Origin of the sequence: Streptococcus mitis, from assembly GCF_946190335.1 — a bacterium.
GTDB lineage: Bacteria > Bacillota > Bacilli > Lactobacillales > Streptococcaceae > Streptococcus > Streptococcus mitis_CH.
Genome location: NZ_CAMHZN010000001.1, coordinates 141042 through 158498, shown reverse-complemented (window position 1 = coordinate 158498; position 17457 = coordinate 141042). Strand labels below are relative to the sequence as shown.

The following is a 17457-nucleotide window of genomic DNA, read 5'->3' as shown; positions in this document are numbered from 1 at the left end:
TCCACTTTTCAATGATGAAGAGGCATGATATAATAGGAGAAACAAATAGAATAAGAGAGAAATCATGTCTAAAGAAATTGATATTGAGTATTACCACCAGCTAGCCTTGCAAAAGCAGAAGGAGCATCGAAAAGTTTTAGCAAATTTAAAGAAAAAGCCACCAAAAAATCTTGATAAGATAGCTCAGCAGATTCATGAAGAAGTCTTTGCAGAGATTGATTGTACCGCCTGTGCTAACTGTTGCAAGACATTGGGACCTGACTTCAAGGAAGCAGACATCACTCGTATTGCTAAGTACTTTAAGATGAAATTACCCGCTTTTGAAGCGGAGTTTCTGCAGGTAGATGAAGATGGTGATAAGGTTTTTAAATCCATGCCTTGTCCCTTTCTAGGAGGAGATAATCTCTGTTCCATCTATGAAGTTCGTCCAAAGGCCTGTCGAGAGTTTCCCCATACGGACCGTAAAAAAATCCATCAAATCAACCATTTGACGATTAAGAATACTTTGACCTGTCCAGCAGCCTATCTCTTTGTTGAAAAGTTAAAAGAAAAAATCGAATGAAGGAATCTTTATTCAATTTTTTATGTACTTTATGATGTAATATCAAATAATTATTTTCCTTCCCCAAATAACATGTAATATTGTTAAACTTATTAAATGATTGTTTGTGAATTAAGCGTTTATATGGTACAATGTTATAAGACTATGGGATTTTGCTAATGCGTGATTCCTTTCATTTAAGGAGAAAAACTGTATGAAAAAACTTACTAAGTTTGGCATCATTACAATGTCTGTCTTTGCTCTAAATTTAGTTTCTCAGTCAGTAGTTCAAGCTGAAGGAACTAATAGCGAACCAGCAAATGTTTCAGAGACACTAGGTATTACTAATTCAACTGATGCTGAGAACACTTCTTCAGTAGACAATAGGGTTGCACCAGACCCTACTAGTGACACCGCACGAAAATCAGACGAACCAGATGGTAGCAATATCATTGATGAAGGCGGTTATGTCAATGTTGAAGGACTTCCAGCACATTTTAGTGAAGATGGTAAAAGTGTCGTCTACAATTACACCGTAGCCTTTAAAGGAATGCACTCAAGTACTCATGGCGAAACAGTCCAAGGCGTTCGTGTTCGTATACCAGAAATAGTTGGTTCTAAAGTTGATTTCACTTTGATCGGAACACGTGATGCTAATGAAAATCCTGTAGATGTCAATGTTCCTATGAAAGAGTTTTCGTATAATGAATATATAGAATCAACTGATGGAAAGGAGATTGTTCCAACTGCAGAAGAACTAGCGGCTGGTAAGAAACCTTCCGTTGTTAATGTAACTGATTATGAAAATTATAACGATGCCCGGGAATATTTGAATGATAAAGTTAATACATATGCTGTTAGTTCACAAACATTGAGATCAAATGCTTTTCGTGTATCTGTGACCGTACCCTTGGAGGAAGCTAAGAAGATCAAGTACTTACCAATTGACGTGAGACTTCCTTGGAAATGTTCTCAAGAAGGTTCGCTTGGTTTATATGAAGAAGGTTGCCAAAATCTAAAAGATTATCCTCAAGCGCAACCATATTATCAAGACAGCAATGGAAAAAACACTTATGGTGCTCTAGCTAATCCAAGCTTAGTAGATGATACTTATGTTCAGAATGATCATCTAATTAGGTCAGTTTCAAACCAAAATACTTATATCACACCAAATAACGGTGATTGGAAAACTATTCCTCATGATGTTAATATTAATCCTGAGACCTTCTTTAATTATGTTAAAAAGTTTAACTCGAAATACAATCCTTCTGTTAAATACTATGCTTCAGAATTTGAAGATATGGCTGATCAGGATGTTTCTACGCTTCATTATGGAGATGTAGTGGTGGATTATGTGATTAAAGGAACAAATCAATCTATTAAGGAGACTTATAAAGACACACCATTAACTTCTATTTATGGATCTGATGGAAATCTTGTGACTTATAATGCTGGTGAAAATGCAGATGAGCGCCCGTCTTCTATCACTGTAGATGGTAAAAAATACAATCTAGTTGGTGTTTCTTCAACATCTGCACCTGAAACAGGTCAGTTAAAAGAAGGTACAACTCATGTTATCTATGAGTATGAGAAAGAACCAGAACCAGAACCAGAACCAGATCCAAAACCAACTCCAAATCCAGATCCAACTCCAAATCCAGATCCAGCTCCAAATCCAGAGCCAACTCCGGATCCAAAACCAACACCAGCTCCAAAACCAACTCCGGATCCAAAACCAACACCAGCTCCAAAACCAACTCCGGATCCAAAACCAACTCCAAATCCAGAGCCAACTCCGGATCCAAAACCAATACCGGATCCAGAGCCAGCTCCAAAACCTGTTCAACCAGAAAATGTTCAATCTACTGAGCAAAAATCAGATCCAGAAAAAGCTCAGTTACCAAATACAGGAACTTCTGATTCGCCATTAACTATGAATCTTCTTGCTATTTTAGCTGGAATCTTTGGTATTTCACTTTTCAAAAAAAGTAAAAAATCAGAGAACTAAGTAAATAGTTTTAAAAAAAGTCATCCAAATTGGATGGCTTTTTAGTGTAGTCCCCTATATTTCTATAGTCTACTCACTATTTTCTTTTTAGCATTTAGCCGTATCTACGAGTCCTTTAGTTTTGGGGAGACCTCCCTTCATATGCACTATCTCTTTGTGGTTCCTCTAGTAGGGGGTATCATTCTGGTATTATTGTTGAAAACCATCCCAAACTTAGGGCGACTCAGTCTAAACTTGTGGAACTCGGCAGTTGCAGTACTAACAGCAGGAATGCTCTTTCGTGGAATCGTCCACCTATCAGGTCGTTCAACGACACTAGATCAACCCTACTGGTATGTTGGTCTAGCCTTTGCTATTTTGGCTATAGCATCGCTTTTCCTTCAGAAGAGGAACGGTAAGAAATTAGTTTAAAAATGAAAAAACTGGTTGTTGAGAGAAACAGCCAGTTTTTTGATAGAAGAATTGTAAGGTATAGATGGACTATTTGAAATAGAAAGAATGAGTTCTTTTAAACATGAGATAAGATTAAAAGGGCTATCAAGTGATGTAGCCCTTTTAAGTTATTCAAGCAAATTACCATGCAAAAGCTGTCGTTGGAGCATTGAGCGCTTCTAACCACTGTTTATTTTTTACGGGGCAAAGAGTTACGGATATACCTGCCATATCCAGACTGGTCATAAATGTTCCTGATTTTATAAAGGTAATAGTGACTCCTTCAATTTCTAAGAGTTGAAGGAGATCGTTGATAAATATGCCCATTTCTAGGTTGCTAGTAGTGCCTAGATTATTTACAAGCAATATAAATTGATTACCCTTTTTCCAATGATAGTGCAATCTTAATTTACTTATAATTTCATTTGCCAGGATTTCCGATGATTGGAATGGGACGATACGATAGCCTTCTTCGCCATGTATCCCAATACCATAAGAAATATTTCCTTCTTCCAAGTTAAATAAGGGAAGGGTAGCTTGGGGGAGACTAGCAGATTTCGTTGCAAAGCCAATTGTTGCGATTTCGGGAGCAAGTTCATGACCTAAATCAGTTAGTTGCTCTATGTCGGCACCATTTTGAGCTGCATATCCTAGAACTTTATGAAGTAAAATAGTCCCTGCAAGCCCTCTTCCTCTAATTTGAAATCTATTGTGAGGTTCAATAGAAATATCGTCGTGTGCTAGACTATAGCCGACCTTAATTCCTTCTTGCCTAGCAGTATTAATGGCCCAGCTAAATTCTTTGATGTGTGCTTCGAAATTTTTTACAATGATGAAGACACCTTGACCATTGTTTAAAAAACGAATGGACTCTAAGATTTCAGTTCTTGTAGGAGGAGTAAATAATTGGCCATAGATAGCAGCGGTAAGCATTCCTTCTCCCACATATCCAATATGCGCAGGTTCGTGACCGGAACCTCCACCCGACAATATTGGCACCTGATGAGGATTACGATTTTTTTGATAGACTAATGGTAAAGTAGGGTGTTTTTCTAATTCAGGATGACTGCTGACAGTTGTTGAAATGTAACTTGCAATAATTTTCTGTTTATGATTTGAAATAAATGTCATTGTGGTCTCTTTCCAATAATCGTCATGATGAGATAGTCTGGTTGTGGAACTGGACTTTTTTTATTGACGTAAGCCTTCACGATTTCTGCTAGAGCATGTGAATGATAGTCTAACAAAAAACAAGTATAAGCAGATGAATCGATATCAATCTGCCCATATTCTCTTAAAATTTTTGATACAAGCAAGCGACAGTAGCTGATAAAGTGGTCATAGAAGTTATTTTGCCCTTGAATATCAAAAAGTTGAATATAAAAATCATGCTCCTGTTCGAAATAAAGAAATAATTCTTGTAATAGTTTTTGGCCTGAAATGAAGTCCAAGTTATTGGTAATATACTCGGTTAAGTCAGTTTCAAATATCCAGTCTAGCAGTTCATATTTGTCAAGAAAGTGATTATAAAAGGTCTGTCTACGAATGCCAGCTGATTCCATGATATCTACAATAGAGATTTTATCAAATTCTCTAGTAGCTAATAAGTCTCTAAATGCCTTGGCAATTCGTTTTTTTGTAATGAGTGATGATGCCATAGGAAGCCTTTCTTTTACTTACTTCATTTTACCAAAAAATTTTTTTAAAGGGGTTTAAAAGGGGACAAATAATAGAATCTGTCCCTTATCAGCCAGCATTAAAAAATATATAATGAAAGCGAAAACAAAGGTAGATGCCGAAAGGAGTTTCTCATGAAAAAAATTATAAATGAACCGACACAAGTTGTTGATGAAATGTTGCAGGGATTGTCATTCATGCATGATGACTTGGTAGAACGCTTAGATGGTTTTGATGTCATCGTTAGAAAGGCAGAAAAGACAGGAAAAGTTGGACTCATTTCAGGTGGAGGTTCAGGACATGAACCAAGTCATGCTGGATTTGTAGGAGATGGAATGTTGTCTGCTGCCATTTGTGGAGCAGTCTTCACTTCACCTACTCCGGACCAAATTTTAGAAGCCATTAAGGTGGCTGATGAAGGTGCTGGAGTTTTCATGGTCATCAAGAACTATTCTGGAGACATTATGAACTTTGAAATTGCACAAGAACTTGCTGAAATGGAAGGTATTGATGTAGCAAGTGTTGTAGTCGATGATGATATTGCTGTTGAAAATAGTCTCTATACCCAAGGGCGTCGAGGTGTTGCAGGTACTATATTAGTCCATAAAATTTTGGGTGATGTGGCTCGTTCTGGTAAATCATTATCTGAAATGAAGGACTTAGCTGATAAACTTGTCTTAGAAATTAAAACAATTGGGCTGGCCTTGTCTGGAGCAACCGTACCTGAGGTTGGGAAACCTGGATTTGTTCTAGAAGATGATGAATTTGAATATGGTGTTGGTATTCACGGTGAGCCAGGATATAAAAAAGAGAAAATGCAACCTTCAGCACAATTGGCCTCAGAATTGGTTGAAAAATTATCTGAAGGTTTCCAACTTAAAGCTGGTGAACGCTATGGGCTTCTCATCAATGGTTTAGGAAGCACCCCTCTTATGGAGCAATATGTATTTGCAAATGATGTAGCTAAATTACTCCATGAAAAAGGTGTTCAGTTGGCATTTAAGAAAATTGGAAACTATATGACCTCAATCGATATGGCTGGCTTGTCATTAACATTGATTCGATTGGCAGATGATGAGTGGTTGGATGCTCTAAATGCACCTGTTACTACCCCAGCTTGGTAAGACTCAAGGAGGAAATGTCGCATGAATGTTGAACATGCTCTTGAATGGATGAAGCTTTTTAATGAAAAGATTCAAGAACAGAAAGATTACCTCAGTGAGCTAGACACCCCTATAGGAGATGGAGATCACGGTGGAAATATGGCGCGTGGCATGACTGCAGTTATGGAAAACTTAGAAGGAAAGCAATTTGAAACAAGCAGTGATGTTTTTAAACTTGTCTCAATGCAACTACTGAGTAAGGTAGGCGGTGCTTCTGGTCCCTTGTATGGCTCTGCTTTTATGGGCATGGCCAAGGCTGATTCAAATTCGAAATTAGAAGAAATCTTACAAAGTGGTTTGGATATGATTGTCAAACGTGGGAAAGCAGAAGTTGGAGAAAAGACAATGGTTGATGTTTGGACTCCTGTTATTGCTGCCTTGTCTGCTGGCCAATTGACTCAAGAGGTTATTGATCAGGTAGTGAATGCTACCAAAGATTTACTTGCAACTAAAGGAAGAGCATCTTATGTAGGAGAACGTTCTCTGGGACATATTGACCCTGGATCATTTTCATCAGGTTTACTCTTTACTGCTCTTTTAGAGACTGGGGTGGTTTAATGGGAAGTATTGGTCTTGTTATCGTTTCACATTCCAAACACATTGCAGAAGGTGTTGTTGAACTGATTAGTGAAGTAGCTAAAGATGTTCCGATTACTTATGTAGGAGGAACCGAAGATGGAGGAATTGGAACAAGTTTTGATCAAGTAGATAGGGTTGTTTCCGAAAATCCAGCAGATACTTTATTAGCCTTTTTTGACCTAGGTTCTGCTAAAATGAACTTAGAAATGGTGGCTGATTTCAGTGATAAAAGTATCATGATCAATAGGGTTCCAATTGTAGAAGGTGCCTATACTGCAGCTGCTCTTCTTCAGGCTGGTGCAGAACTGTCAGTTATTCAAACACAGTTGTCGGAGCTTGAAATCAATAAATAAGGAATTTTACTATAACTCTTTTTATAGATGGGCTATTGATTATCTCAACTATCAAATTTTAAGTAAATAATTTCAAAATCAGAAAGGGATTGCTTTATGCAGTTCCTTTTTAATGTAAAAGGAGTAGAATCATAGTGTTTCTAAATTGTTAATACTCTTCGAAAATCAAATTCAAACCACGTCAACGTCGCCTTGCCGTACTCAAGTACAGCCTGCGGCTAGTTTCCTAGTTTGCTCTTTGATTTTCATTGAGTATAATAATTCAAAACTGATTGTGACGGGACTATTCTAGCTTTAGAATTGCTCAAAAATTAACATTTAAGGCTATCAATAGCTTAGAATAGCGCGAAAACATTTAGTTTATAGGAATTCTAGGTCTAGAATTACATATATATTTATTAAGATAGGGTGTTCGATAGTCAGGATAGTTCTATTCTGAAAGATTTGAGCTGTCAATCTTCTAGAATAGTAGTTTGCCAATGAATTTTGTTGAAAGATTCCTTGTTTTATGGTAGTCTAAAGTAAAAGAAAGCCTTATCATTATATTTGTATCTTTAATCTGACTTGGTTTAGGTCTAGAAAAGGGATAGATATTTGGGGGTTTCAAATAATAATAATATTTTCACTTGCAAAAAATGTATTTCAACTTTACCTAATGTAGAAGAAGGAAATATCATAAAATGCTTATGACTTGTTTGAAAGAGAATGTAAACTAAAAATGGATTCCCTTTAAATATTAGGAGTAGGTAGATGAGTAATCTAGAGTCAATTCGTAAAGCGCATATCATCGTGTGGGGTGCCTATCTATTTTTATCATTAAGGGCGCCGCTAATTAGCAGCACAGAGTATTTCGTGCTTATTTTTTTAGCGTTTCTCTATTCAATAGTATCGCTACCTATATACTCTGTGAAGAATAAAATAGTATCTATTTGTTTGGCTATAAACTCGATCCTGTTAATGAGTTTTCCAATTTTAATCAATAAATTTTTCCCAGGAAACGTTTCTACTTATATCGTATTAATAAGTAATTTTATCCTGGAGTTTTTAATCTTTAATAAAATTGGTAAAGATTTTGATACTAGATTAGCTAGTGAGTATAGGAAAATCAGTCAGTTTAAAAGTAAGATGTCTCAATCTCCTTGGATAAAATATTTAGAGATTTCTAGTTTTATATTAACTATATTTCCATTTATTCTTCATGGTACAGTTGATAATCGTGTATTGACTCTTATCTTTTTGATAAAAATTTGTGTAGATACTACGATAAAGGTTCTATTAAACGGAATTTTTAAGACAAGTAAAGTAATGAAAAGGAGGATATTTTCTCTTTTTGTACTAGATTTGATTGTCTATATATTTTTAGGTTATGTTTTAGTGATACAAAAAGACGAATATCTGTTTTCAATTCTACTAATTTTTTCTAATTTCTCACTTCCCTTTATCAGAGAAAAAGAGTATGAACTATTTAAAAATAAGAAATGAGATAGATATGGTTAAATCTTATTTCTCTTTAAAATCAAATCAGGTAGAGAAAGGATATCTTATCTAGGTAACAAAGTGCTTTAAACGCAGTCGACGATTACTTATTGGAGAACTATCCTAACCATGCAACGTTAAAGAGGAGAAATCTTATGAAACTCGTATCACCAAATAATTATGCTGCTATTGAGTAAGAAGAGATGAGGTGTCTTGATGGGAGATTATCTCTACATAAAGACGGGGAATGTTACAGTAAACGTAGCTACTGCTTATTTTATGGGGAATTAAATATGTTTAAACTAAGTGATAAAGTCAGAGTGGTCTTTGCTCTTTTAGGAGTAAGTTCCCTATTGGTTAGTATGTATCTTATACCTTTTATTAAAACTGAGAATAAATTTTGGGAAATACTTTTATTTATATTAGGTGTATTGCTAATTGGAATTACGTTACTAAGTCATAAAAAAATTAAATTTTGGAAATAGCGTTAGTGAGAAGGACAGGATAATAGTATTATGATGGTTGTTTTAATTTTGATGGTTGTGGTATATCTGTATTATGTAATTACAGAGTATTTTCAGAATAGTTATATTGACTGTATACTATTTCTAACATTGCTGATTTCTCATTTGATATGGGATTACTATTTTTTGCCCATTGAAGTTTTAGTGGCATTAAGTGGAGTAAATTTGCTGTCAAGATTTTTCAAAAAAAAGAGAAGTCAATAGAGTTGTTAGTAGCTTGTTAGTGGATTATAAAGATGAAAGGTAAAATGGGGATATTTAAAATGAAACATTTTTTTGCAGGAATTGGTGAGATAAGATTTAGTAATTATCTATTGTCTCTATGTGTAGGACTAGCCCCTCTTTTTCATATCTATGTAATAGGCTCTGAAATGAGTTTTGTGAAAATAGTATTATCTATTTTGGGAGTCATATTTGTATGTATTTTAACTATTGCTCGAATTTATAGGAGATTTTTCTATAATTCACTAGAATAGTATGGGTTAGTTAATCCATTAGAACTATTATTTTTGTTATACTTTACCACTTTTAAGTTTTTACATTAAACAACCGAATGAAGTGAAAGTTGTTTATCCTAGAAAGGAAAACTCTCAAATTGTCCTACAAATTTCTACTTTTCGACCTTGACCACACTCTTCTTGATTTTGATGCCGCTGAGGATATTGCTTTGACGCAACTTCTAAAAGAAGAAGGGGTTACAGATATTCAGGCTTATAAAGACTATTACGTTCCTATGAACAAGGCTCTCTGGAAGGACTTGGAGCAAAAGAAAATTAGTAAACAAGAACTGGTTAACACGCGCTTTTCTCGTTTATTTGCTCATTTTGGACAGGAAAAAGACGGTAGTTTTCTAGCCCAGCGTTACCAATTTTACCTTGCCCAACAGGGGCAAACTTTTTCAGGCGCTCATGAACTCTTAGACAGCCTCATCGAGCGTGATTATGACTTGTATGCTGCGACAAATGGTATTACTGCCATTCAGACAGGGCGTTTGGCTCAATCTGATCTATCTCCTTATTTCAATCAAGTCTTTATCTCAGAACAGTTGCAAACACAAAAGCCTGATGCTCTCTTTTATGAAAAAATTGGTCAACAGATTGCAGGTTTTAGCAAAGAAAAGACGCTGATGATTGGAGATTCCCTAACCGCCGACATTCAAGGTGGCAATAATGCGGGGATTGACACGATTTGGTACAACCTTCATCACCTCGAAAATCATACACAAGCCCAGCCGACTTACGAAGTGCATTCTTACCAAGACTTGCTGGATTGCTTAGATAAACTGTAAAAAGTGGTTTCCATAGCCACTTTTTGCTATAATAGAGGCAGTAAAAACGAAGGAGTCGGCTATGGAACATTCGTCTTGGCATGCTTTGATTAAGGAGCAATTACCTGAAGGTTATTTCGGGAAAATCAATCAGTTTATGGACCAGGTCTATGCTCAGGGAACTGTTTATCCACCTAAGGATAAGGTTTTTCAGGCTCTCTTAACAACATCGCTTGAAGAAGTTAAGGTGGTGATTTTAGGGCAAGACCCCTATCACGGGCCAGGTCAGGCGCAGGGCTTGAGTTTTTCTGTTCCTGACTCTATCCAAGCTCCGCCATCCTTGCAAAATATCTTGAAGGAATTGTCAGATGACATTGGTGTTAAGAAATCTCATGATTTGACGGCTTGGGCTGAGCAAGGAGTCTTGCTTCTCAATGCTTGTTTGACGGTTCCTGCTGGACGTGCCAATGGTCATGCTGGGCAGATATGGGAGCCTTTTACGGATGCTGTGATTCAGGTGGTCAACCATCTAGATAGACCAGTCGTTTTTGTACTCTGGGGAGCCTATGCACGCAAGAAGAAGGTCTTGGTTACCAATCCTCATCACTTGATTATCGAATCAGCCCATCCCAGTCCTTTGTCAGTTTATAGAGGATTTTGGGGTTCCAAGCCTTTTTCCAAAGCCAATGCATTCTTAAAAGAGACAGGACAAGAGCCAATCGATTGGCTTAGATAAGGAGAAAATATGCCTCAGTTAGCGACGATTTGCTACATTGATAACGGGAAAGAACTGCTCATGCTCCACCGTAATAAGAAACCCAATGATGTTCATAAAGGAAAATGGATTGGTGTGGGTGGTAAGCTAGAGAGAGGTGAGACCCCTCAGGAATGCGCAGCGCGTGAAATCCTTGAAGAAACAGGGCTCAAAGCCAAGCCAGTTCTAAAAGGTGTTATCACTTTTCCTGAATTCACGCCAGATCTAGACTGGTACACCTATGTTTTTAAGGTAACAGAGTTTGAAGGGGACTTGATTGACTGCAACGAGGGGACGCTGGAATGGGTTCCCTATAACGAGGTTTTGAGTAAGCCGACTTGGGAAGGTGACCATACCTTTGTTGGGTGGCTTTTAGAAGATAAACCCTTCTTTTCAGCCAAGTTTGTTTATGATGGGGATAAATTGTTGGATACCCAAGTTGATTTCTATGAATAAAGGAGAAAGCAGATGCTACTAATCAAAAATGGTCGTGTAATGGATCCCAAGTCTGGTTTAGACCAAGTGTGTGATGTCTTAGTTCAAGATGGGAAAATTATTAAAATTACGCCTGAGATCAAGGAAGAAGGAGCAGAAATCATAGATGCTAGTGGTCTAGTAGTTGCTCCTGGCTTGGTCGATATTCATGTTCATTTCCGTGAACCTGGTCAAACCCACAAGGAGGATATTCACACAGGTGCCCTTGCAGCCGCTGCAGGTGGTTTTACTACTGTCGTTATGATGGCTAATACCAGTCCAACTATCTCGGATATAGAGACTTTAAAAGAAGTTCTGGATTCAGCTGCTAAGGAAAAGATTAATGTTAAGACGGTTGCGACCATTACTAAAAACTTTAATGGCCAAGACTTGACTGACTTTAAGGCGCTTTTGGAAGCAGGTGCCGTTGGTTTTTCTGATGACGGTATTCCACTTGAAAGTAGTAAAGTTGTCAAGGAAGCCATGGAAGAAGCCAAAAAGCTTAATACCTTTATTAGTCTTCATGAGGAAGATCCAGGATTGAACGGTGTTCTTGGCTTTAACGAAAATATTGCTAAAGAACATTTCCATATCTGCGGTGCGACTGGGGTGGCTGAGTATGCTATGATGGCGCGTGATGTCATGATTGCCTATGCAACTAAGGCCCATGTTCATATCCAGCATTTGTCTAAGGAGGAAAGTGTTAAAGTAGTGGAGTTTGCTCAAGGGCTGGGAGCGCAAGTCACAGCAGAAGTAGCGCCACAGCATTTCTCCAAGACAGAAGCACTCCTTTTGACACAAGGAAGCAATGCTAAGATGAATCCGCCGCTTCGTTTGGAATCAGACCGTCGTGCTGTTATCGAAGGTCTTAAATCAGGCATCATCACAGTTATCGCGACTGACCACGCGCCTCATCATGCAGATGAGAAAAATGTCGAAGATATTACCAAAGCGCCATCTGGTATGACTGGTTTGGAAACATCTCTTTCTCTCGGTTTAACTTATTTGGTGGAAGCTGGTGAGTTAAGCTTGATGGAATTACTTGAAAAAATGACATACAACCCATCCAAGCTTTACAACTTTGAAGCAGGTTACTTGGCTGAGAATGGTCCAGCGGACATCACTATTTTTGATGCCAAGGCTGACCGCCTTGTGGACTCCCATTTTGCTTCAAAAGCAGCTAATTCACCATTCATCGGTGAAACCTTAAAAGGGCAGGTTAAATATACCATCTGTAAGGGGCAAATCGTCTATCAAAACTAGGTGGAAGTCTGCTCTGTAAACAAAAAGAATAGAGAGCTTATATGTACCAGACCCATCATTTTAAAGACAAGTTTATCTTATTTTTAAAGATATTTTTCCCTATCCTGATTTATCAATTTGCCAATTATTCTGCCTCCTTTGTTGATACGACTATGACTGGCCAATACAACACCATGGACTTGGCTGGTGTGTCTATGGCAACCAGTATCTGGAATCCTTTCTTTACATTCCTGACAGGGATTGTGTCAGCTTTGGTGCCTATCATTGGTCACCATCTTGGTCGAGGTAAAAAGGAAGAGGTTGCGTCTGATTTTTACCAGTTCATCTATCTGGCCTTGGGCCTATCCGTGGTCTTACTGGGGATGGTGCTTTTATTGGCACCACCAATCTTGAATCATATTGGACTAGAAGCACCGGTGGCGGCAGTAGCGGTTCGCTATCTTTGGTTTTTATCTATCGGAATTATCCCCTTGTTGCTTTTTAGTGTTATTCGTTCCTTGCTGGATGCGTTGGGCTTGACCAAACTGTCTATGTATCTCATGCTTTTGTTACTTCCTCTCAATAGCGGATTTAACTATCTCTTGATTTACGGTGCCTTTGGTGTTCCAGAACTGGGAGGTGCTGGTGCTGGTTTAGGTACTTCCTTGGCTTATTGGTTTTTGCTTGGAATTTCTGTTCTGGTTTTATTTAAACAGGAGAAGCTCAAGGTTCTACATCTTGAGAAACGAATTCCGCTTAATATGGATAAAATCAAGGAAGGAGTTCGCTTAGGCCTGCCTATTGGGGGAACTGTCTTTGCGGAAGTGGCTATCTTTTCCGTGGTTGGTTTGATTATGGCTAAGTTCTCTTCCTTGATTATCGCTAGTCACCAGTCAGCCATGAACTTTTCAAGTCTTATGTACGCCTTTCCTATGAGTATCTCATCGGCTATGGCTATTGTCGTTTCCTATGAAGTGGGAGCCAAGCGATTTGATGATGCGAAGACCTATATTGGTCTAGGAAGATGGACTGCCCTCATTTTTGCGGCCTTCACCTTAACCTTCCTTTACATTTTTAGGGGAAATGTGGCTAGTCTTTATGGTAACGACCCAGAATTTATCGATTTGACAGCGCGTTTTTTAACTTATAGTCTTTTCTTTCAGTTAGCAGATACCTTTGCGGCACCGCTTCAGGGAATTTTGCGGGGCTATAAGGATACAGTTATTCCTTTTTACCTTGGTTTGGTTGGTTATTGGGGCGTAGCAATCCCAGTGGCTATTGTATTTGATTCCCTAACAGATTTTGGAGCTTATTCTTATTGGATCGGCTTGATTATTAGTTTGGTTGTGAGTGGGGTTCTCTACCGTTGGCATTTAACTGTGATTATGAAGAGATTTGAAGCTTTAGCAAAATCCAAACTATAAAAAAGTTTGTGAAAAAATGTTCTTGATAAGGAAATCCCTTATTCCTATGGGGTTTTCTTTTTTAATTTGTGAAATTTTCTTTAGAAAAACTTTGACAGTATTTACCAAAAACGGTAAAATAGTAAGGTAAGAAGAAAGTTAGAAAGGCAAGAAGATGTTAACTTTAGATAAAAATCTTTTGCTAGAGATGTTCCGCAAGATGGAAGAAATCCGTCGTATGGACTTAAAAATTGCGCAATTAGTAAAGAAAGGGAAAGTGCCAGGAATGACGCACTTTTCTGTTGGAGAAGAGGCGGCTAACGTGGGTGCTATGTTGGCTCTCAATCCAGATGATCTAATTACCTCAAACCACCGTGGTCACGGGCAAGCTATTGCCAAAGGGATTGACCTCAACGGAATGATGGCTGAAATCCTTGGTAAATACACTGGAACCTGTAAAGGTAAAGGTGGTTCTATGCATATTGCTGACCTTGATGCTGGTAACCTTGGTGCAAATGGTATCGTAGGTGGTGGTATGGGAATCGCTGTTGGTGCAGCCCTCAGTCAGCAAATGCAAAATACCGGTAAAATCGTTGTTTGCTTCTTTGGAGATGGTGCGACCAACGAAGGTGTTTTCCACGAAGCAGTGAACATGGCTTCTATCTGGAACCTGCCAGTCATTTTCTATTGCATTAACAACGGTTATGGAATCTCTGCGGATATCAAGAAAATGACTAATGTGGAGCATATCCATCAACGTAGCTCTGCTTATGGAATTCCTGGAATGTTCATCGAAGATGGAAACAATGTCATCGATGTCTACGAAGGGTTTAAAAAAGCCGTAGACCATGTTCGTGGTGGCAATGGTCCAGTCTTGATTGAAAGTGTAACTTACCGCTGGCTTGGTCACTCATCATCAGACCCTGGTAAATATCGTACGCGTGAAGAAGTGGAATTGTGGAAACAAAAAGACCCAATCGAAAACCTTCGCAAATACCTCATTGAAAACACTATTGCGAGTGCCGAGGAATTGGAAGAAATCCAAGCGCAAGTCAAGGAAGCAGTAGAAGCTTCTGTCAAATTTGCGGAAGAAAGTCCATTTCCACCGCTTGAATCAGCATTTGAAGATATTTACGCAGACTAAGGAGAAAGAGATAAAATGGAAACAAAAACAATGTCCTTCCGTGACACCATTATCCTTGCTATGTCTGAGGAAATGCGTCGCGATGAAAATGTATTCTTGATGGGAGAAGATGTCGGTGTCTTCGGAGGAGACTTCGGAACTTCTGTCGGAATGCTTGAAGAATTTGGTCCAGAACGTGTCCGTGACTGTCCGATTTCTGAAGCCGCCATCTCGGGAGCAGCAGCAGGAGCCGCCATGACAGGACTTCGTCCAATCGTCGATATGACCTTCATGGACTTTTCTGTTATTGCCATGGACAATATCGTCAACCAAGCTGCTAAAACACGTTATATGTTTGGTGGTAAAGGTCAAGTTCCAATGACTGTCCGTTGTGCAGCTGGTAATGGAGTTGGATCTGCTGCCCAGCATTCACAGTCTCTAGAGTCTTGGTTTACTCACATTCCTGGTCTTAAGGTTGTGGCACCCGGAACACCTGCGGACATGAAAGGACTGCTTAAGTCTTCTATCCGTGATAACAACCCAGTTATTATTCTTGAGTACAAGTCAGAATTTAACCAAAAAGGGGAAGTCCCAGTTGATCCAGATTATACAATTCCACTTGGAGTCGGCGAAATCAAACGCGAAGGAACGGATGTAACAGTTGTTACTTATGGAAAAATGCTACGCCGTGTGGTTCAAGCTGCTGAAGAATTAGCAGAAGAAGGAATTTCTGTTGAAATTGTGGACCCACGTACCCTTGTTCCGCTTGATAAGGATATTATCATTAATTCAGTTAAGAAGACTGGTAAGGTTGTTCTGGTTAACGATGCCCATAAAACAAGCGGCTATATCGGAGAGATTTCAGCAATTATTTCAGAGTCAGAAGCATTTGACTATCTAGATGCACCAATCCGCCGTTGCGCAGGAGAAGATGTGCCAATGCCTTATGCACAAAACCTAGAAAATGCAATGATTCCAACCGTTGAAAGCATCAAAGATGCCATCCGTAAAACATATAATAAAGAATAGCGTTACATAAGATAAGTTATGTAAAATAACGGTTGTTTTTAACTTTAGTAACTTGAGATACGTATTGTACCCAAGTTATTTGCAAATTTGCGACAGGAGAGAGTCGAATCGATAATATTCGACGAACGACTTAGTAAGTCTACTAGGTTGACCGCCTAATAGCGGCAACCGTAGCAACTTGAGATACGTGTTGTATCCAAGTTGCTTGTAGAGTTGAATTCGGACGGAGGTCTGCGAAAAAAAGATAGATTACCTTGTGTTCATCGAACACATCGTCAATCTCCTATTTTTTCATTGCCCTCTGCGTCCTTAATATCTTAGTATAGAATTGGAGAGGTCATGGCTGATGACAAGCTAAGAGCGACTCCTGCGGCTAGAAAGTTAGCGGATGATTTAGGGATCAACCTCTACGACGTTTCTGGCTCAGGTGCAAACGGTCGTGTCCACAAAGAAGACGTGGAAACTTATAAAGATACAAACGTGGTTCGCATTTCGCCACTTGCAAAACGAATTGCCCTCGAACATAACATTGCTTGGCAGGAAATCCAAGGAACGGGACATCGTGGTAAAATCATGAAGAAGGATGTTTTGGCCTTGCTTCCTGAAAATATTGAAAACGACACCATCAAGTCTCCTGCTCAGATTGAAAAAGTGGAAGAAGTTCCTGATAATGTAACACCATACGGTGAAATTGAACGTATTCCAATGACACCAATGCGTAAGGTTATTGCCCAACGTATGGTTGAATCTTACCTAACTGCTCCAACCTTCACGCTCAACTATGAAGTTGATATGACTGAAATGTTGGCTCTTCGTAAGAAGGTTCTTGAGCCAATTATGGAAGCAACTGGGAAGAAGACTACTGTAACAGACCTTCTTTCACTTGCAGTTGTTAAGACTCTTATGAAACACCCATACATCAACGCTTCATTGACAGAAGACGGCAAGACTATTATCACGCACAACTATGTCAACCTTGCTATGGCAGTTGGGATGGATAATGGATTGATGACTCCTGTTGTTTACAATGCTGAAAAACTAAGTTTATCAGAGTTGGTTGTTGCATTCAAAGACGTCATTGGCCGTACCTTGGATGGTAAATTGGCTCCAAGCGAACTGCAAAATTCAACCTTCACAATCAGTAACTTGGGAATGTTTGGCGTGCAGTCCTTTGGTCCTATTATCAACCAACCAAACTCAGCTATCCTTGGTGTGAGCTCGACAATCGAGAAGCCAGTTGTCGTAAATAGTGAGATTGTGATTCGCCCGATCATGAGTCTTGGTTTAACAATTGACCACCGTGTTGTAGATGGTATGGCTGGTGCTAAGTTTATGAAAGACTTGAAAGAATTGATTGAAAATCCAATCTCAATGTTGATTTAAGAACAAGAGTATTCATTTTTAAGATATAG

Annotated in this window: 18 protein-coding genes and 1 pseudogene; 17 read left to right on the top strand and 2 right to left on the bottom strand. The window is 38.6% G+C overall.

All coding sequences use genetic code 11. The features are described 5' to 3' along the window. Positions 1 to 64: 64 nt before the first annotated feature. From N8O43_RS00860 to N8O43_RS00850, 3 genes and pseudogenes are all read left to right on the top strand, one after another. Positions 65 to 562: a YkgJ family cysteine cluster protein gene (locus N8O43_RS00860; RefSeq protein ID WP_000031473.1), complete on the top strand. Its 498-nt coding sequence runs from the start codon at positions 65 to 67 to the stop codon at positions 560 to 562. 193 nt (positions 563 to 755) lie between these two features. Beyond that, positions 756 to 2549: an LPXTG cell wall anchor domain-containing protein gene (locus N8O43_RS00855; RefSeq protein ID WP_261089112.1), complete on the top strand. Its 1794-nt coding sequence runs from the start codon at positions 756 to 758 to the stop codon at positions 2547 to 2549. A gap of 63 nt (positions 2550 to 2612) precedes the next feature. Then, positions 2613 to 2960: pseudogene (locus tag N8O43_RS00850) on the top strand (hypothetical protein); the annotation flags it as partial. A gap of 162 nt (positions 2961 to 3122) precedes the next feature. Here the strand turns inward: N8O43_RS00850 and dhaQ are convergent. Beyond that, complete coding sequence (gene dhaQ, locus N8O43_RS00845) at positions 3123 to 4112, bottom strand: DhaKLM operon coactivator DhaQ (RefSeq protein ID WP_261089110.1); 990 nt, start codon at positions 4110 to 4112, stop codon at positions 3123 to 3125. After that, a complete protein-coding gene (gene dhaS, locus N8O43_RS00840) occupies positions 4109 to 4639 on the bottom strand; it encodes a dihydroxyacetone kinase transcriptional activator DhaS (protein ID WP_261089108.1) in 531 nt (176 codons plus the stop codon). The genes dhaQ and dhaS overlap by 4 nt, the downstream gene beginning before the upstream one ends. 153 nt (positions 4640 to 4792) lie before the next feature. Between dhaS and dhaK the strand changes: the two genes are divergently transcribed. The 14 genes from dhaK (at position 4793) to N8O43_RS00770 (ending at position 17428) form a co-directional block, all read left to right on the top strand. After that, complete coding sequence (dhaK, locus tag N8O43_RS00835) at positions 4793 to 5782, top strand: dihydroxyacetone kinase subunit DhaK (protein ID WP_261089106.1); 990 nt, start codon at positions 4793 to 4795, stop codon at positions 5780 to 5782. Between the two features lie 21 nt (positions 5783 to 5803). Continuing rightward, complete coding sequence (dhaL, locus tag N8O43_RS00830) at positions 5804 to 6379, top strand: dihydroxyacetone kinase subunit DhaL (RefSeq protein WP_261089103.1); 576 nt, start codon at positions 5804 to 5806, stop codon at positions 6377 to 6379. Next, positions 6379 to 6753, top strand: a complete 375-nt coding sequence (gene dhaM, locus N8O43_RS00825; protein ID WP_150923150.1) for a dihydroxyacetone kinase phosphoryl donor subunit DhaM — start codon at positions 6379 to 6381, stop codon at positions 6751 to 6753. Before dhaL ends, dhaM begins: the two co-directional genes overlap by 1 nt. A gap of 750 nt (positions 6754 to 7503) precedes the next feature. Beyond that, the gene (locus N8O43_RS00820; protein ID WP_045611541.1) at positions 7504 to 8235 is read left to right on the top strand and encodes a hypothetical protein; all 732 of its coding nucleotides are present in this window, start codon (positions 7504 to 7506) and stop codon (positions 8233 to 8235) included. Between the two features lie 509 nt (positions 8236 to 8744). Then, positions 8745 to 8957: a hypothetical protein gene (locus tag N8O43_RS00815; RefSeq protein ID WP_033628842.1), complete on the top strand. Its 213-nt coding sequence runs from the start codon at positions 8745 to 8747 to the stop codon at positions 8955 to 8957. Positions 8958 to 9016: 59 nt separating this feature from the next. Next, positions 9017 to 9229: a hypothetical protein gene (locus N8O43_RS00810; protein ID WP_261008881.1), complete on the top strand. Its 213-nt coding sequence runs from the start codon at positions 9017 to 9019 to the stop codon at positions 9227 to 9229. Positions 9230 to 9348: 119 nt separating this feature from the next. Next, positions 9349 to 10041 (top strand): pyrimidine 5'-nucleotidase PynA, encoded by a 693-nt coding sequence (pynA, locus tag N8O43_RS00805; protein WP_261089098.1) that lies wholly within the window; start codon positions 9349 to 9351, stop codon positions 10039 to 10041. A 61-nt stretch (positions 10042 to 10102) separates the two neighbouring features. Continuing rightward, complete coding sequence (locus N8O43_RS00800) at positions 10103 to 10756, top strand: uracil-DNA glycosylase (protein ID WP_261089095.1); 654 nt, start codon at positions 10103 to 10105, stop codon at positions 10754 to 10756. A gap of 9 nt (positions 10757 to 10765) precedes the next feature. Beyond that, positions 10766 to 11230 (top strand): NUDIX hydrolase, encoded by a 465-nt coding sequence (locus N8O43_RS00795; protein ID WP_261089090.1) that lies wholly within the window; start codon positions 10766 to 10768, stop codon positions 11228 to 11230. Between the two features lie 12 nt (positions 11231 to 11242). Next, positions 11243 to 12511, top strand: coding sequence for a dihydroorotase (locus tag N8O43_RS00790; protein WP_261089088.1), 1269 nt, complete (start codon positions 11243 to 11245; stop codon positions 12509 to 12511). A 41-nt stretch (positions 12512 to 12552) separates the two neighbouring features. Continuing rightward, a complete protein-coding gene (gene pdrM, locus N8O43_RS00785) occupies positions 12553 to 13914 on the top strand; it encodes a sodium-coupled multidrug efflux MATE transporter PdrM (protein WP_261089086.1) in 1362 nt (453 codons plus the stop codon). Positions 13915 to 14068: 154 nt separating this feature from the next. Then, positions 14069 to 15037, top strand: coding sequence for a thiamine pyrophosphate-dependent dehydrogenase E1 component subunit alpha (locus N8O43_RS00780; protein WP_261089085.1), 969 nt, complete (start codon positions 14069 to 14071; stop codon positions 15035 to 15037). 15 nt (positions 15038 to 15052) lie between these two features. After that, the gene (locus tag N8O43_RS00775; RefSeq protein ID WP_000448714.1) at positions 15053 to 16045 is read left to right on the top strand and encodes an alpha-ketoacid dehydrogenase subunit beta; all 993 of its coding nucleotides are present in this window, start codon (positions 15053 to 15055) and stop codon (positions 16043 to 16045) included. Positions 16046 to 16384: 339 nt separating this feature from the next. Then, positions 16385 to 17428, top strand: coding sequence for a dihydrolipoamide acetyltransferase (locus N8O43_RS00770; protein ID WP_261089084.1), 1044 nt, complete (start codon positions 16385 to 16387; stop codon positions 17426 to 17428). The last annotated feature ends 29 nt before the right edge of the window (positions 17429 to 17457 follow it).

Bases quoted from the DNA above. Each gene is read 5' to 3' on its own strand.
- N8O43_RS00795 (WP_261089090.1), top strand. From the start codon at position 10,766: ATGCCTCAGTTAGCGACGATTTGCTACATTGATAACGGGAAAGAACTG.
- N8O43_RS00860 (WP_000031473.1), top strand. From the start codon at position 65: ATGTCTAAAGAAATTGATATTGAGTATTACCACCAGCTAGCCTTGCAA.
- dhaM (WP_150923150.1), top strand. From the start codon at position 6,379: ATGGGAAGTATTGGTCTTGTTATCGTTTCACATTCCAAACACATTGCA.
- pdrM (WP_261089086.1), top strand. From the start codon at position 12,553: ATGTACCAGACCCATCATTTTAAAGACAAGTTTATCTTATTTTTAAAG.
- dhaK (WP_261089106.1), top strand. From the start codon at position 4,793: ATGAAAAAAATTATAAATGAACCGACACAAGTTGTTGATGAAATGTTG.
- N8O43_RS00810 (WP_261008881.1), top strand. From the start codon at position 9,017: ATGAAACATTTTTTTGCAGGAATTGGTGAGATAAGATTTAGTAATTAT.
- dhaL (WP_261089103.1), top strand. From the start codon at position 5,804: ATGAATGTTGAACATGCTCTTGAATGGATGAAGCTTTTTAATGAAAAG.
- N8O43_RS00820 (WP_045611541.1), top strand. From the start codon at position 7,504: ATGAGTAATCTAGAGTCAATTCGTAAAGCGCATATCATCGTGTGGGGT.
- dhaS (WP_261089108.1), bottom strand. From the start codon at position 4,639: ATGGCATCATCACTCATTACAAAAAAACGAATTGCCAAGGCATTTAGA.
- N8O43_RS00815 (WP_033628842.1), top strand. From the start codon at position 8,745: ATGATGGTTGTTTTAATTTTGATGGTTGTGGTATATCTGTATTATGTA.
- N8O43_RS00780 (WP_261089085.1), top strand. From the start codon at position 14,069: ATGTTAACTTTAGATAAAAATCTTTTGCTAGAGATGTTCCGCAAGATG.
- N8O43_RS00855 (WP_261089112.1), top strand. From the start codon at position 756: ATGAAAAAACTTACTAAGTTTGGCATCATTACAATGTCTGTCTTTGCT.
- N8O43_RS00770 (WP_261089084.1), top strand. From the start codon at position 16,385: ATGGCTGATGACAAGCTAAGAGCGACTCCTGCGGCTAGAAAGTTAGCG.
- N8O43_RS00800 (WP_261089095.1), top strand. From the start codon at position 10,103: ATGGAACATTCGTCTTGGCATGCTTTGATTAAGGAGCAATTACCTGAA.
- dhaQ (WP_261089110.1), bottom strand. From the start codon at position 4,112: ATGACATTTATTTCAAATCATAAACAGAAAATTATTGCAAGTTACATT.
- N8O43_RS00790 (WP_261089088.1), top strand. From the start codon at position 11,243: ATGCTACTAATCAAAAATGGTCGTGTAATGGATCCCAAGTCTGGTTTA.
- N8O43_RS00775 (WP_000448714.1), top strand. From the start codon at position 15,053: ATGGAAACAAAAACAATGTCCTTCCGTGACACCATTATCCTTGCTATG.